This is a genomic window from Lichenifustis flavocetrariae (assembly GCF_026130545.1).
Classification (GTDB): Bacteria; Pseudomonadota; Alphaproteobacteria; order Rhizobiales; family Beijerinckiaceae; genus Lichenihabitans; species Lichenihabitans flavocetrariae.
Window position 1 is genome coordinate 15,646 of record NZ_JAMOIM010000023.1, and the last position, 14,272, is coordinate 29,917.

Below are 14,272 nucleotides of genomic sequence, written 5' to 3' on the forward strand. Positions count from 1 at the left end.
CCCTTCCACGAAGGATGACCCCTCAATAGTTCTTCAACAAGTCATGGATTGTTACTGTAGAAACACTACTTGATGAGTCGCGGCGCGCCGGTGGTCGCTGCAGACTCGCTGAGACCGTATTTGGCCAGCAACTTGCCGATCGTACCGTCCTTGTGCAGCTGCTCGATATCCTCGTCGAACGCCTTGCCCATCGCGGTATTGTCCTTTGTCATCGGAAAGGTGCCTTGGCCGGCCTCCTGGCTCGCCGCTACCCGCGGATCTGGCTTGATCCCGACGATCTTGATCCCCGGCAACTGGCCCTGCTGCTGCGCCACCACACCGATCGACTCACCGTCGACGCCAAGGTCCACGCGACCTGCCATCAGGTCCTGCTGCATCGCGACGGATGTCTGGTAGAGCTTCACCTTGTCGCCGAACACCTTCTTCATGTCGGCATTCCAAAGGTTACCGGATGTGCTGCCGATGACCTTGCCTTCCATCTGGCCGATCGAGTCGTAGCCTTGCTTCGAATAGACAGCCATCTGGTCGACGTAGAGCGGTGCCGTCAGATAGACGACGCGGGCGCGCTCGGCGGTGCGGTACCAGTCGCCAGTCGTGGTGTCGGCTTTCTTGCTCAGCACATACTGGATGCCGGAGCCACCGTCCGCGACGACCGGTTTGACCTTGAGGCACTCGAGCTTGGCGATCTCGGCCATGATATCGCCGTCGATCCCCACGAGCACGCCGTCCGCGTTGATGAGCGAATAGGGTGCGTAGGTCGAAGCACCGACCGTGATGAAGCCAGCCTCGACTGTCGTGAATGTGTGTTTGGGGGTGCAACTCTGGGCCTGGGCTGTCGCGGAAAGCGCCGCCAGGAACAGGGCCGCGGTCATGGTGCTGCGGACGGACATCATCTTTTTCCTTTAAGGTGAGGGTTCAACGGACCGCATAGGCCCCGGCGCGATGCTCGACGTAGGAAACGAGAAACGAGGCGGGCATGCAGATAGCGACATAGAACAGCCCCGCGGTCGCCAGCGCGGGAAAGTAGAAAAACGTGTTGGTGCCGATCTCGTAGGCTCGGCTGATGAGCTCGGGCAGCGCGATGGTGAAGCAGAGCGACGAGGCCTGGAACACCAGGATCGAAAAGCCGAGCAGCGCCGGGACGGCGACGCGGAGACCCTGGGGCAGGATCACGTAACGGAGGCCGTCCATGCGCGAGAGGCCGAGGGCGCTCACGGCCTCCTTATGGCCGCCCGGCACCGAGTCGAGACCGGCGCGAATGATCTCGCTTGTGTAGGCACCCGTGGACCAGCCGAGCGCGATGGTCGCGGACACGAACGAGGTGAGCGGCAGGCCCGCGGACGGAAGCCCGAAATAGATGAACTGGAGCAACACGAGGGCCGGCGCGCCGCGTCCGATCTCGACGACGGCGAGGCAGATCCCGCGCAAAAGCATCGCTTTCGTTTGGACACCGAGCGCCAGCGCGAGCCCGAGCGGCAGGCCGACGGCCAGCGACGCGATCGTCACCTCGATGCTGAGGACGAACCCCGACCAGAGATCGGGCAGCCAGGACGTGAAATCGTCCCAGGTGGCGCCCTGCAACAACGCGTTCATCGGGCCACCTTGGCGCGAAGGTAGAGATCGGCGCGCCGGGACAGCCAGGCGATCGGTAGGCTGAGGAGGATGTAGATCAGCCCGACCATGCCGAAGACCTTGAGGCCCTGGAACGTCTCCTGGGTGAGGCGTGCCCCCTGGTAGGCAAGTTCGGGCACGCCGATCGTCGAGGCGATAGCAGTGTCCTTCATCAACCCGATCGCGTAGGTGGCCGACGATGGCAGTGCGACCCGGAACATTTGCGGCGCGATGACATCGCGGAACGTGTGGGCGCCCCCCAGATTGAGCGCCTGGGCAGCCTCCCATTGGCCGTGGTGGATCGAGATCAGGCCTCCGCGGTAGATCTCCGCCATGTTGGTGGCAGCGATGAGACCGAGCCCGATCAGGGCCGCGGTCAGCGGGCTCATGCTGAAGGCGCCGGTGCCGACACCGAAGAAAATTATAAAGAGCCACACCAGCGGCGGCACCGCCCGAATCAGGCTGATGAACGCGATCGACACGAGGCGGACCGGAAGGCTGCGGGCATTGCGCCCCAGCATGATGGGATAGCCGAGAATGCAGCCGATCAGCAGCGACACCGCCGTGATCAGGATCGTCCAGGGCAATCCGCGCAGGATGAGGCCGAGCTGATACAACATCAGCGTTCGTTCACGGCGCGCAGGAACTGTCTGGCCCGCGCCGATTGGGGATTTCGGATGACCTCGCGGCTCGGGCCGTATTCGAGAATGCAACCGTCGGCCATGATGGCGACGTGATCCGAAACATTCTCGGCGAAGCTCATCTCGTGGGTCACCACGATCATGGTCATGCCGCTCGTCGCGAGTTCGCGCATGACGGACAGGACTTCGAGGCCAAGTTCGGGATCGAGCGCAGAAGTCGGTTCGTCGAACAGCATCACCTTGGGATCGAGCGCTAGCGCGCGGGCGATGGCGATGCGCTGTTGCTGTCCGCCCGAACAGCGGCTCGGGTACTGCGCGGCCTTGTCGGCGAGACCCACCCGCGTCAGCAACTGCATGGCGATCAGCTCGGCTTCGGCTGATGTTCGGCCGAGGACACGCTCCTGCGCGAGCGTGATATTGCGCAGCACCGTCAGGTGGGGGAACAGGTTGAACGATTGAAACACCATGCCGAGCTTGCTGCGCAATGCGCGGAGATCCCGCCGCGACACCGGCGTTTCCCCTTCGATCGTCACGTCTCCGACCGTTACAATGCCCTTGTTGGGCGGCTCGATGTAATTGATGCAACGGAGCAATGTGCTCTTGCCCGAGCCGCTCGGACCGATGATCGCCAAGACGCCGCCGGAGTGAACCGAAAGGTTTACGTCACGCAGCACCGTATGAGCGCCGTAACTCTTGGTGATCTGTTCGAGCTTGACGTAGGGCTTGTTCGTCAGAGCCAAGGGCGCTTCTTTTCCGACGTGCTGTCCGACGACCCTGAGCTGTTGAGGCATTCGACTTGCTCACTTTTCGCGGCGGAGGTTTGCAGGCGGGATACGGCTGACCCGTGAGACAGCCACCGGGTCCGTTTGACAGCCAGATCATGGAGACCGGTTCGAAGCTCGGTTTCGCAAGGCCACGCCCGCTGCGTGGGCGCAGGCCAGCCGGGCCGGGCCGACAGTCGCCGAGTCCAAAACGATCTGGAGGGCCGGACCGAGCAGATCGCGCGGTTCACATGCGCCTCTCTGTTCGAACAACCCGGGTTGAGATCGACCGACGCTTCGAGGTGTTCCCTTGCACGAGGATCAGGCTCCGGCCGGAGGGAAGAAACGCGGCCGTCATACGGCGGCTCCCGCGATCGATCTTCCGGCATCCACGTCGTTTCGTCCATCGTCGAGTGACCAGACGGTCGTCGCGGCATCCTGAACGGCTTCGGTCACGCCGCGAGGCAGCTTGGCGTCACCGATCAGGCGGGTGTCGATCCGCGCCGCTCGCAATGGTTCGAGCAGACCGTTTCGGCTGACGACGCGACTGAGCGACACGACGGCATCGACATCTTGCACGGGCGGCCGGGGCTCGCCGAACACGCCCTGAAGAACGACATCGTCACCCTGGATACCGGTCACCTTGGCGCGGTCGATGATGGTCACGCCATGGCCCGCGAGAGCGCGGAGCAGCGAATAGGCCGTGGTCAAGCCTTCGCCTTCGGCCGGGTGCAACATGGAGGTCACGAACGTCACCTTGCGCCACGACTGCGCGAGGCGCTCGGCCGTCAACATGGCCGCGAGGCGGCCCATTTCGTCGTAGACGACCACGTGACCGCCTGCCGCCGGCGCCTCGTAGGCTCCGTAGCTCGGCAGCAGCCCGGCCTGAAGGGTCGGTGACGGCAGCGGCGTCGAGCCGGTCGCGAGCAGCACCACGGACGGCTGTAGGGCGCGGAGCCCGTCGACGGTCGCTTCCGTGTTGGTGCGGACCCGCACCCCGAGGCGATCGAGTTCGTCACCCCACCAACCGATGATCCGCTTGAACTCCTGGCGCGACGGTGTTTCGGACCACTGCGCCAACTGACCGCCGAGCTTATCCCCGGCCTCGATTAGCGTCGTCTCGAAGCCGCGCAGAGCGAGGCGCCGGGCCGCCTCAAGTCCGGCCGGTCCGGCGCCGACCACGACGGCCGGCCGCGACGCATAGATCGGCCGGTCGAGCGTCTCGGGCCTGCGTCCGATCTCCGGGTTCACCATGCAGGTGAGGGACTTGTGGTCCATCAGCGCATTGATGCAGACATTGGCCCCGATACACGGGCGGACCGTTTTAAGCGCTCCGCTTCGGGACTTCGGCAGCAGGCGCGGGTCTGCCACATGGGCCCGCACCATGCCGACAAGATCGGCGTCACCCATTGCGAGGATCTCCTCCGCGAGGGCAACAGTCGTGACACGGCCTACAGTGGCAACCGGGACGTCGACACCTCCCTTCACGGCGCGCGACAGATGACGAAAGGCGCCAAAGGGAGCCGGAGTCGGCGGCCAATGGTCGACGCGCGCCATCTTGCGGGTATTGTTGCCAGCCGTCACGCTGACGTAATCGACCGTGCCGGTAGCGACGAGCCGCTGCGCGATAGCGACGGCCTCAACCGCATCGATGCCGCCGTCGACCATCTCGTCGCCGGGGATGCGGATGCCGATGATCCGGTCTTCGCCGAGGGCCTCGCGCACGGCCGCCAGAACCTGACGGGGGAATAAGGTGCGGCCGTCGCGGTCACCGCCGAACCTATCCTGCCGTCGGTTCATCAAAGGAGACAGGAAGCTCGCCAGCAGCATGCCATGCGCCATGGTTACCTCGACCCCGTCGAGATCGCCCTCCCGGCAGCGCATGGCGGCGCCGCGATAGAGTTCGGCGATTTCGGCCAGCTCCGTGGGCGTCGCTTCGCGCGACATGCGCTGCGTCAGTTCGGAATGCTCCCAGGACGCAGACACGATCGCCTCGCCGGCCGTCTCCATGGCGCCCACATGAGCAAGCTGCGCCAGCATCAGGCCGCCCTCCTCGTGAACCGCCTTGGCGAGCGCGCGGTAGCCTGGGACGATGCGATCATCGATGTTGATCAGCGTTCGCCCGTCGGCCCAGACCTCCGACCACATCACGGGGGTTGCGCCCGTGATCTGCATGCCAAGCCCGGCCCTGGCGCGCTGCCGGTGGTAGTCGATGTAGCGTTCGCCCGGCACGCCATTGTCGGCCAACCCTGGTTGGTGGCCGGGGAGATAGACGCGGGCACGCAGGGTCTTGCCGCGCATCCCCAAGGCTTGCGAAACGTGGGGCAGGGGAACGTTCGAGGGCTCTGTCATTGCGCAATCCCATGCAAAGCGCGTTCCGGGTTTGAGCGTCAAACAGCTTCGCACAAGCCGAATTGCTGTTGCGTCGTCTCGATGTATCGATTGGCCTCCGCCGCGGCCTCTCCGGCCGACCAGCCCATCGCGTCCCGGACCGTCGATGCGACTTGGTGCGCCACATCGCAGCCCAGGTGCTCGCCCCAGCCGATCGACACACGGCGGCGCATCAGGTCGGCGAGATCACGGACCTTCTCGTGCTGGCAGGCATAGACCAGCCCCTTTGCCGCGACATCGCCGTCGCTGGCCCGCAGCGTCGTGCTGTCGGCCTGTGTTGGGGGAAGGCGGGCCGATCCGAGAAAGGGCCGGCTCGACCCCGACGGCGGCAGCTTGCGGCCGATCCCCGCCACGACTTCGCGACCGGCGCTGCGATGCGTCATCAGCAGTCCGCCCGTATAGGCGAAGTAGTTGGCTGCGCCATCCCGCCCGAAATCATGCAATCGCACGGCCGACCCGCCGGACGCGAAGCCACGTCGCGCGGTGCGCGGACGTACGCCGGCCCAACTGTAGCGCACATCGCTCCGTTGAAGATCAAGCGATGGAAACAAGAAATTGAACTCCTCAAGCAGAAACAGAATTTCGTCTTCGCTCACGGTATAGCCGGCATTATCCGGCTCGGAAGGCCGATTCGCCGGCCCAAAGTAATGGAGCTTGCCCCAGGGGATCACATAGAAGGGCGCGCCGCCGCGTGTGAGACTTTCGAAGCCGATGCCCTCGAACTCGGGCGGCAGGCGAACCACGACGTTGCTGCCCTTTTCGCCCTGGTTGACCTTAGGGATGCCGAGCTCCGACGAGGCCGCGATCTTGTCGACCCAGGCGCCTGCGGCGTTGAGCACGGCGCGACTCCGATAGTGCCGAGCCGCGTTTTGCCTTTTGTCCCATACGGTGGTCAGCCAGGTCCCATCCTTCTGACGCGCGAGTGCCTGCACAGGGCTATGGTTCTCGACAGTGGCGCCGTTCTCCGCCGCGTTGAACACCGCATCGACGCAAATCCGCTCCGGCCAGTCGAACTGATGCTCGATACATTGAACCACGCCCGTCAGCCGGTCGGGATCTCGCAGCCATTGGAGCCGTGGATCGCGTCGCGCCTTCGACGGCTCGATCACCTCGACCGACAGAGGCACGCCGTCCGGATCGAGCCGTTCCATCAGCCGGAAGCCCAGCATCATGCTGCGCAGCGAGACGGGTCCGTCGCGATAGATCGGCAGGAAGAACGGGACCGGACGCACCCGCTCCGGAACTGAACGGATGAAAGCCGAGCGGTCGCGCATCGAACGGCGGGCGAGTCCGACCGCCTCGACGGCATTGAAGGGGTGGCGAGCGATTTGACTGAGCGGCTGAAGCGCGCCGAGGTAGGAGAGCCCGGAATATTGCAGGCGGCTGGTCCGCCCCGTCGTGCCGCTCGCGAAATCACCCTGTTCCAGCAACACGACGGAATAACCGGCTGCGACCAAATGGTTGGCCGAACTGGCTCCGGTGATCCCCCCGCCGACAACGGCGACATCGAACAGATCCATTGCGCCCTCCGGAACATCTAAGTGATACCAAATAGAACTAGGAGGCAAGTGTCTGAATGGATCCTGGCTTCAAAACCGAACGGGCGACCGAACCAGGTTCATCCATTATGCAACAGCATCAGTGCCGACCAATAGGGCAGACAAGCGGACAAAGCTTGTGCAACTTCAGTATCTGCGGAGGTGACAACCTTGCACGCCCGGTCATTCCCATCTTCATCCAACAGTCAAACACCCCCGATCCGGTCCTCTCCCGTCAGATCTCCAGCTCGGTTTGATGCATTGACAAGTCCACATGGAACTAATCTAATCTGAAGCAGCATGGCGCACTTGTCTTTGGATCGCGCGTGCAGTCGCGGACAACGCCGGTTCCCTTCCTGAGTGGTCGCTTGCGCATGACTGACTACGAAGCTCTCCTTAAGCCGTTGAAGATCCGCAATCTCACGCTGCGCAACCGCATGGCCAGCACGGGCCATGCGGCGGGGCTCGCCGAAGACGGCATGCCGAAGGACCGCTACCAGCTCTACCACGCCGAGAAGGCGCGCGGTGGGATCGGGCTGACCATCTTCGGGGGCTCCTCTTCGGTGGCCGTCGATTCTCCGCTCCCGTTCTCGCAGATCGACGTGTCGAGCGACCGCATCATTCCGTATTTCGAAAGCTTCGCCCGCAGGGTGCACCAATACGGCGCCGCGGTGTTCTGCCAGCTCACCCATCTCGGGCGCCGCGGACATTACGCATCGCATAACTGGCTGCCGTTGATCGGACCCTCGGCCAACCGCGAGCAGGCGCACCGCTCCTACGCGAAGGAGATGGAGAGCTGGGACTTCAAGCGGACCATCAAGGCGTTCGGCGATGCGGCACGACGCTGCGAGCAGGGCGGCCTCGACGGCATCGAGATCATCGCGGCTGCGCACCACCTGATCGACAGCTTCCTGTCACCGGTCACCAACCAGCGTAAAGATCAATATGGCGGCAGTCTCGAAAACCGCATGCGTTTCGGCCTTGAAGTATTCCAGTCCATTCGGGAAGCCGTCGGAGACAATTTCGTTGTGGGCCTGCGCATGGCGGGCGATGAGATGATGTCCGGCGGACTCAGCGCCCAGGATTGCCTCAGGGTCGCCACAGCTTTCGGCAATAGCGGCCTCGTTGATTACATCAGCGTCTATCAGGCGCATGGCGATAATTTCGCGAACCTGTCGGCCATGCTGCCCGACATGTCCTATCCACCCGCCGCGTTCCTTCATCTCGCCAGCGCCATCAAGGCCGAGGTGGACATCCCCATCCTTCACGCCTCCGCGATTCGGGACGTGACAACGGCGAACCGTGCCATACAGGACGGCCACGTCGATTTCGTCGCCATGACGCGCGCCCATATCGCCGACCCGCACATCATGAAGAAGCTGCAGGAAGGGCGCGAGGACGACATTCGGCAGTGCGTCGGTGCCAATTACTGCGGCGACTTCGCAGGATCGGGCGGGGTCAAGTGCGTGCAGAACGCCGCGACGGGCCACGAGGCCTTCATGCCCCATATCCACGTGCCGACCACGCCACGCCGCAAGGTCGTGGTGGTGGGCGGTGGGCCGGCAGGTCTGGAAGCAGCACGCGTCGCCGCTGAACGTGGGCACGGCGTGGTTCTGTTCGAGGGCGAGAGCCGGCTCGGCGGCCAGATCAACCTCGCCAAGACCGTGCCCTGGCGCGAGAACATGGGCGGGATCGTGCGCTGGCTCGAAAGCCAGATCCGCAAAAAGGGTGTCGACATCCGGCTCGGCGCGCGGGCCGACGCTCGGGCTGTGCAGGCTGAACGGCCCGATGTGGTGTTCGTGGCGACCGGGGGCTCACCTGCCGCGCCGCAGATCGATGGCGCGCATCTCGGCGTGTCGACCTGGCGCATTCTTGACGGCTCGGTCGAGCCCGGCAGCAACGTGCTGGTCTACGACGAGATGGGCCTGCATTCAGGGTCCGGCTGCGCCGACTTCATGGCGCAGCGCGGCGCGGCCGTTGAGGTCGCCACCCCCGACCGCGAGGTCGGGGCCGAGACCGGACACCTCACGCATGTCGCCTACATGCGCAAGCTCTATGAAGGCAACGTCATCCAGACCCCGAACGTGAAGCTGAGCCAAGCCTACATGGAGGGCAATTCCATCGTGGCGGTTCTGAAGAACGAGTTCACGGGCGCCGAGGAGGAGCGAGTCGTCGACCAACTCGTCTTTGAACTCGGCACACTGCCGAACGAGGACCTCTACCACGCGCTCAAGCCGCTCTCGTCGAACGACGGCGAGGTCGATCTCGAGGCGCTGATCGAGAACAGGCCGCAGACGGTGAACACCAACGCGGACGGCCATTTCCAGCTGTTCCGCATCGGCGACGCGGTGATGAGCCGAAACGTCTATGCGGCCATCTTCGAGGCCTCCCGCTTCATGGCACAGATCTGAGAGCCAGCGATGCACGGCCCTGACCTCGCGGGCATCGTTCTCCTCCTCGCGGCCGCGGGTCTGGTCGGGCAGATGGTCCGGCTATCCTGGCGCTGGCGAGTCGGAGGGACGGCGTCCGTCGATTGGGTCGGGGGCCTGAGACGCCTCGCACACGCCTATTTCCATACTGTGCATGAGGTGGTGGCGCGCGACCCCTACGCGTCGCGCATGCACGTCATGGCTGCGGGGGGACTGGTGGCGGCGCTTGCGCTTGCCTTCGTGCTGCATGTCGGGGGAATGAGGGGGCGCGCGGCGGTCGCCCTGGCGTCGCTCATTCTTGTCTCGACGGCCGTTTCGGTCGCGGGCGTGGCTCTTGTGGCCTGGCGCCGCCGACCGCCGCGGCCACGCCGCCTCACGGGCGGCACCTTTAACCTGCTGCCGGCGGCGCTCTTGGGCGCGCTCGTGTTCCTGTGCGGATCGACCGTGCAGGTTATCCGCGTCGGCGGATCTCCGGAAGCCTTCGCGCCGTCCTCGATGGCGCTGGCCCTCCTCGGCACGATCGCGCTCGGAACACTGGTGATGTGGAGCGTTGAAGGCCCAATGCGGCATGCCACGGCCGGGGTGGTCAACCTCATGGCCCACAGCCGCCCGCGACGGTTCCAGGGTCGAATCGACTCCGCGTTGAAGCCGCTCGATTTGACCGGGTTGCGCAAACCCGGCCCGCATCTCCCGATTGTCGGTGCCGTGACGCCTGCGAGCTTTCCCTGGCCCCGCCTCGCGCAGTTCGACGCCTGCGTACAATGCGGTCGATGTCAGGAGGCCTGTCCGGCCTATGCGGCCGGCCAACCGCTCAATCCGAAGCGCGTGATTCAAGATCTCGTGGAGGCGACGACGGCAGCGCAGGGTGGCCAGAGCCCTCTGCTCATTGCCGAAGCCGGCATCGGCGGCGCGATCGCGCCCGAAACCCTGTGGGCCTGTACCACGTGCCGCGCCTGCGTCCACGAATGCCCCATGCTGATCGAACATGTGGACGCGATCGTCGACATGCGTCGCTATCAGACATTGGAGCTCGGCGCTGTCCCGGCGAAGGCCGCCGTGGCGCTGGAGACGATCCGCGACACCGACACCGTGGCCGGACGTGCGCTCGGGTCGCGGCTCGACTGGGCGACGGACCTGAAGCTGCCGATCATGGCCGAACGACGTCGGGCACACGTGCTGCTGTGGCTCGGCGAGGCCGCCTTCGACCGCCGCACCCAGCGCACGCTGCGAGCCCTGGTGCATCTGCTCCGACATGCCGATGTCGATTTCGCGGTCCTCGGCGATGAGGAGCGCGATTGCGGTGATCTGGCGCGCCGCCTCGGGGACGAGTTCACGTTCCAAGACCTTGCGACCCGCAACATCGAAACACTCGAGCGCTACGCATTCGACCTCATCGTCACGGCCGATCCGCACGCCTTCCACACGCTGCGCAATGAATATCCGGCACTCGGCGGCCACTACCGGGTCGAGCACCATTCTGTCACCCTGGACCGCTTGTTCGCCGATGGTCGGCTCCGGGCCGGAGACGGACCGGCCGATGTCGTGACCTATCACGATCCCTGCTACCTCGGACGCTACAACGGCGAGGTCGCGGCGCCGCGCCGGCTTCTTGGGCGGCTCGGGCTGACGATTGCCGAGATGGAGTGGTCCGGCTTGCGCTCACGCTGCTGTGGTGGCGGCGGCGGCGCGAGCCTTGCAGATGTCCCCGGAGAACGGCGCATCCCGGACATGCGGATTGCCCAGGCCCGGGCGACCGGCGCCGCCATTGTGGCGGTCGCATGCCCGACCTGCACCGGGATGCTGGAGGGCGTCATCGGGCCGCGCCCGGTCGTGTTGGACATCGCCGAGCTCGCGCTCGCCGCTCTCGAAGCCGTGCCTGGCGCTGCCGAAGCAGTGCTAGCCTCATGAGCCAGCCGCCGCTCCGCATCCGGCGCGATCCGCGTGACCCTGCCACGTTACGGGTACGGGCGCCTGTTGCAGTGTCTGCGGCGGAGGAGCCGACCCAGGCCACAGTGCGGGTCGACGATGCCGCGCCCTTCGTGCTTGCGGTGCTGAACCTCGATGCCGGACGTCTGTCGCGGGACGATCGCGATCTCCTGGGCGCCGCGCGCCGCCTTGCTGACGACCTTGGGGGCGGCGTGGTTCTGGCCGCATGCCTGCCGGACGGCGCCGACCTGCGCTTCAAGCCGGAGCAGGAGGGTGCCGACCGGGTCGTGCTTCTCGCGGGCGCGGGCTTCGTGAATGACAGCGCGGAGTCGCGGGTGTCGTTCATCCTGGCCGCCGCGGAAACGAGTGGCGCACGCCACCTCCTGTTCTCCGACACGAATGTCGGCGGCGAACTCGCGCGCCGCGTGGCGGCCCGGCTCGGCGATCGGGCGGCCTTCGAGGTTCGCCGGCTCGACGCCCAAGGACTGGCGGCGGACACAGATGCCGGGCGGATCGAAGTCCGCCGGCCTCTCCCGCGCGTGATCGTTCCGGCGCGAGCGAGTTTCGCGCCGCTTAATGAAACGGTGCTGCGCGAAGCCCGAACTGTTCCGGTCTCCCTCGGGCCGCCGCCGCGGGTGCGGGATCGCGGCTTGCTGCCGTTCGACCCTGGCAATGTGCCGCTCGCCGAAGCGGATCTCATCATCGCCGCCGGAAGCGGCCTCACAGATTGGCCTTCCTTCCATGCCGCTGCCCGTGCGCTAGGCGCCGCCGAAGCAGGCAGCCGCGTCGTATGCGACGCCGGGCTGCTGCCACGCAACCGCCAGGTGGGGGCCTCCGGCGCGCTGGTGGAGCCGCGCTGCTATCTCGCGTTCGGCATCGCGGGTGCGAGCCAGCATCTGCAGGGCATCGCGGCTGCCGAACGGGTGATCGCGGTCAACGTCGACTTGCGCGCCGAAATGGTGAAACGCGCCGACCTCGCGATCGTGGCCGACGCACAGGCGGTGCTCCCGGCGCTGGTGCGTCGCGCCGCGGAGCGCCGGTTGGGCGAGAGCGGTGGTGCAGAGGCAAGTGCGAAGAAGCGCCCGGGCGCAGCACTCCCTCCACCCAGCCCACCAAGGGAAAATTCGTGGAAGGAAGATGTGGAGTGGAAAGGTCAAGCACCCTCCGGTCCACCTTCGTGGCTCGTGAATCCGGACACTGACCGAACTTCATACGAACCGGCGTCCGCAAGGGATTTTAGCGACATTGTCGTTCTCGTCTCTGTCGGCAAGCACTCAGTCTCGAAGCGGGCCTGCCGGGCGGCCCTCGACGCACGGGCGCTCGAACTGGCGCTCGGCGGCGGGTCCGCCGTCACGGCGCTTCATGCAGGCCCGCGCACGGATGTGCTGCGGGAGTATCTCGGAGCCGGCGCCGACGATCTGGTTCAGCTCGAAACCGCTGACGACGCCGACCCGCTCCCGGCTCTCGCAGCCTGGCTGCGGACCGCCCAGCCCCGACTTGTCGTGGCGGGTGCCAGGGCCGAGGCCGGAGAGTGTAGCGGCATGGTGCCGTTCGTTCTCGCCGAACAGCTCGGTTTCGCTCTGGCCACGAACATCGTGGCGTTCGAAATCGCCGGAGAGACCGCCCAGCTCGTCCAGGCGCTGCCGGGCGGCAAGCGCCGCCGGCTTGAGGCGCCACTTCCTCTCATGATCACGGTTGACCGGGCCGGACCGGAGCCACGGCTCAGTGCCCGCATGCGCGCGGCGCGCGGCTTGGTCCAGTACCAGCCACCCCCGCCGGTGAGCGTCGATGCGCGCGCAAGCTGGCTCACGAAGCCCAGCAGGCCGCGGCAGAAGCGGCTCACCGCACCGCTTGGTCCGGGTCAGGCCACGACCGCAACGGGACGGCGCGAAATGATCGAGCCCGATCCCGAGGCCGCCGCCGACGCAATCCTCGATTTCTTGGTCCGCGACGGTCTCCTCGGCACACAATCCGACCCGGAGGCGAGATCCTGATGCAGGTCTTTAGCGCAGACGACGTCCATCGCCTCCTTGACTATCCGTCCCTTGTCGAGGCCCTGCGGGCGGCCCACGCGGCCGACCGGATGCCCCTCAGCCGCTCAAGCGTGATGGGCGAACTGCCGGACGAGACCAACAAGTTCGTGTCACTCGTGGCCTGGGCGGCGGGCGACGTCATCGCGGTCAAGCTCGTCGGGGTGTTTCCCTCCAATCTCGCGCTGACGCCTCCTGAGCCCTCCGTGCAGGGTCTCGTGACTCTGTTCCATGGGGCCACGGGCCGTCCGCTGATGGCGGCGGATGGGGCCGCCATGACGTTTCGCAAGACGGCTGCGGATTCCGCGCTCGGGGTCGATCTCCTGGCCCGGCACGATGCCGAGGTGCTGCTGATCGTCGGATCCGGCGGCTTGGCGCCTCATGTCGCCCTCGCCCATACGGCTGTGCGCCCGTCGATCCGCGAGATCCTGATCTGGAACCGGACGGCGAAGAGAGCAGACGATACCGCCGCAGGTCTTCTTGCCGAGGGCCTGCCGGTCAGGTCCGTCACGGATCTCGATGCCGCGGTCGCGCGTGCCGACATCATCTCGTGCGTGACCATGTCCACGAGCCCGCTGGTCAAGGGGGCACTCCTTAAGCCTGGCACGCATGTGGATCTGATCGGCGCCTACCTTCCCGACATGCGCGAGGCCGACGACGATGTCGTGCGCCGCGCCCACGTTTTCGTCGACACCCGCAACGGCTGTGACCATTCGGGCGAGATCGCCGAGCCGATCCTCCGCGGCCTCCTCACCCTCGACTCGATCGAGGGCGATCTGTTCGACCTGTGTACCGGCCGTCATCCCGGCCGCACGGCACCCGATGCGATCACGATGTACAAGAACGTCGGCGGCGGACATCTCGACCTCTTCACCGCCCGACACCTCGGCGTGATCGCAGAGACCGCGCCTCACAGAGTCGCGCCATGAGGAGTAAGTTCCATCC

Annotated in this window: 10 protein-coding genes; 4 read left to right on the plus strand and 6 right to left on the minus strand. The window is 65.8% G+C overall.

The features are described from left to right. Nucleotides 1-65: 65 nt before the first annotated feature. The 6 genes from M8523_RS24950 to M8523_RS24975 all read right to left on the minus strand — a co-directional run bounded on the left by M8523_RS24950 (nucleotide 66) and on the right by M8523_RS24975 (nucleotide 6,924). Nucleotides 66-890: a substrate-binding periplasmic protein gene (locus M8523_RS24950; RefSeq protein ID WP_282587613.1), complete on the minus strand. Its 825-nt coding sequence runs from the start codon at nucleotides 888-890 to the stop codon at nucleotides 66-68. A 25-nt stretch (nucleotides 891-915) separates the two neighbouring features. Then, a complete protein-coding gene (locus M8523_RS24955; protein WP_282587614.1) occupies nucleotides 916-1,593 on the minus strand; it encodes an amino acid ABC transporter permease in 678 nt (225 codons plus the stop codon). After that, a complete protein-coding gene (locus M8523_RS24960) occupies nucleotides 1,590-2,231 on the minus strand; it encodes an amino acid ABC transporter permease (protein WP_282587615.1) in 642 nt (213 codons plus the stop codon). Before M8523_RS24960 ends, M8523_RS24955 begins: the two co-directional genes overlap by 4 nt. Next, nucleotides 2,231-2,992 carry an amino acid ABC transporter ATP-binding protein gene (locus M8523_RS24965; protein ID WP_428351248.1) on the minus strand — a complete coding sequence of 254 codons (762 nt, stop codon included), beginning with the start codon at nucleotides 2,990-2,992 and terminating at the stop codon, nucleotides 2,231-2,233. Before M8523_RS24965 ends, M8523_RS24960 begins: the two co-directional genes overlap by 1 nt. 375 nt (nucleotides 2,993-3,367) lie before the next feature. Continuing rightward, nucleotides 3,368-5,365, minus strand: a complete 1,998-nt coding sequence (locus tag M8523_RS24970) for an FAD-dependent oxidoreductase (RefSeq protein WP_282587616.1) — start codon at nucleotides 5,363-5,365, stop codon at nucleotides 3,368-3,370. Nucleotides 5,366-5,403: 38 nt separating this feature from the next. Beyond that, the gene (locus M8523_RS24975) at nucleotides 5,404-6,924 is read right to left on the minus strand and encodes an FAD-dependent oxidoreductase (RefSeq protein ID WP_282587617.1); all 1,521 of its coding nucleotides are present in this window, start codon (nucleotides 6,922-6,924) and stop codon (nucleotides 5,404-5,406) included. 392 nt (nucleotides 6,925-7,316) lie between these two features. On the opposite strand from M8523_RS24975, the gene M8523_RS24980 reads away from it, so the two are divergent. Genes M8523_RS24980 through M8523_RS24995 form a run of 4 tightly spaced genes read left to right on the plus strand, consistent with a single transcriptional unit; the run spans nucleotide 7,317 to nucleotide 14,256 of the window. After that, the gene (locus tag M8523_RS24980) at nucleotides 7,317-9,353 is read left to right on the plus strand and encodes an oxidoreductase (RefSeq protein ID WP_282587618.1); all 2,037 of its coding nucleotides are present in this window, start codon (nucleotides 7,317-7,319) and stop codon (nucleotides 9,351-9,353) included. A gap of 9 nt (nucleotides 9,354-9,362) precedes the next feature. Beyond that, nucleotides 9,363-11,279, plus strand: a complete 1,917-nt coding sequence (locus tag M8523_RS24985; RefSeq protein WP_282587619.1) for a DUF3483 domain-containing protein — start codon at nucleotides 9,363-9,365, stop codon at nucleotides 11,277-11,279. After that, a complete protein-coding gene (locus M8523_RS24990; protein ID WP_282587620.1) occupies nucleotides 11,276-13,291 on the plus strand; it encodes an FAD-binding protein in 2,016 nt (671 codons plus the stop codon). Before M8523_RS24985 ends, M8523_RS24990 begins: the two co-directional genes overlap by 4 nt. After that, on the plus strand, nucleotides 13,291-14,256 hold the full coding sequence (locus tag M8523_RS24995) for an ornithine cyclodeaminase (RefSeq protein WP_282587621.1): 966 nt from the start codon (nucleotides 13,291-13,293) through the stop codon (nucleotides 14,254-14,256). Before M8523_RS24990 ends, M8523_RS24995 begins: the two co-directional genes overlap by 1 nt. The last annotated feature ends 16 nt before the right edge of the window (nucleotides 14,257-14,272 follow it).

What these genes read in the sequence shown, in the direction of transcription:
- M8523_RS24980 (WP_282587618.1), top strand. Translation starts at nt 7,317, where the DNA reads ATGACTGACTACGAAGCTCTCCTTAAGCCGTTGAAGATCCGCAATCTC.
- M8523_RS24990 (WP_282587620.1), top strand. Translation starts at nt 11,276, where the DNA reads ATGAGCCAGCCGCCGCTCCGCATCCGGCGCGATCCGCGTGACCCTGCC.
- M8523_RS24995 (WP_282587621.1), top strand. Translation starts at nt 13,291, where the DNA reads ATGCAGGTCTTTAGCGCAGACGACGTCCATCGCCTCCTTGACTATCCG.
- M8523_RS24960 (WP_282587615.1), bottom strand. Translation starts at nt 2,231, where the DNA reads ATGTTGTATCAGCTCGGCCTCATCCTGCGCGGATTGCCCTGGACGATC.
- M8523_RS24970 (WP_282587616.1), bottom strand. Translation starts at nt 5,365, where the DNA reads ATGACAGAGCCCTCGAACGTTCCCCTGCCCCACGTTTCGCAAGCCTTG.
- M8523_RS24955 (WP_282587614.1), bottom strand. Translation starts at nt 1,593, where the DNA reads ATGAACGCGTTGTTGCAGGGCGCCACCTGGGACGATTTCACGTCCTGG.
- M8523_RS24985 (WP_282587619.1), top strand. Translation starts at nt 9,363, where the DNA reads ATGCACGGCCCTGACCTCGCGGGCATCGTTCTCCTCCTCGCGGCCGCG.
- M8523_RS24950 (WP_282587613.1), bottom strand. Translation starts at nt 890, where the DNA reads ATGTCCGTCCGCAGCACCATGACCGCGGCCCTGTTCCTGGCGGCGCTT.
- M8523_RS24975 (WP_282587617.1), bottom strand. Translation starts at nt 6,924, where the DNA reads ATGGATCTGTTCGATGTCGCCGTTGTCGGCGGGGGGATCACCGGAGCC.